Raw genomic sequence first — 735 nt, forward strand, 5'->3', positions numbered from 1 at the left:
TGTGAACGGAGACGGCAGAGCAGATATTGTTGGGTTTGGTGAGGATGCAGCATTTGTGGCACTCGGTAAAACAGATGGTACATTCTCTTCAGCCACGACGTCATTCGTCGCGAATACTAATTGGAGCAGTGCTCAAAACGAACATGTTGTTGGCGATGTCAATGGCGATGGTCGAGCTGACATCATTGTTTTTTATGACGACGCGACATATGTTGCACTGGGTAAGGCAGATGGTACCTTTTCTTCAGAAATAATAACAGCCACAACGTCATTTGCCGCCAATTCTGGATGGGGCAGTGCCAAATACGAACGTGTTGTTGGCGATGTCAATGGCGATGGTCGAGCTGACATCATTGGTTTTCACGACGACGCGACATATGTTGCACTGGGTAAGACAGATGGTACCTTTTCTTCAGCCATAACAGCCACAGCGTCATTTGCCGCCAGTTCTGGATGGGGTAGTGCCCAATACAAGCGTGTTGTTGGGGATGTGAATGGCGATGGCCGAGCAGATATTGTTGGGTTTAGTGAGAATGCGACGCTTGTTGCACTGGGTAAGACAGATGGTACCTTTTCTTCAGCCATAACAGCCACAACGTCATTTGCCGCCAGTTCTGGATGGGGCAGTGCCCAGTACGAACGTGTTGTTGCCGATATAAACGGAGACGGTCGAGCAGATATTGTTGGTTTTAATCAAGATGCCACATTTGTTGCCTTAGGACAGTCTGATGGTTC

The 735-nt window shown here is 48.4% G+C and carries 1 protein-coding gene; it reads left to right on the top strand.

Annotated elements, in window-relative coordinates:
• A partial coding sequence (locus IE076_RS22490) for an FG-GAP repeat domain-containing protein (protein ID WP_189439029.1) occupies positions 1-735 on the top strand: 735 nt, incomplete at both ends.

Source organism: Pseudovibrio japonicus (genome assembly GCF_014651595.1).
GTDB lineage: Bacteria > Pseudomonadota > Alphaproteobacteria > Rhizobiales > Stappiaceae > Pseudovibrio > Pseudovibrio japonicus.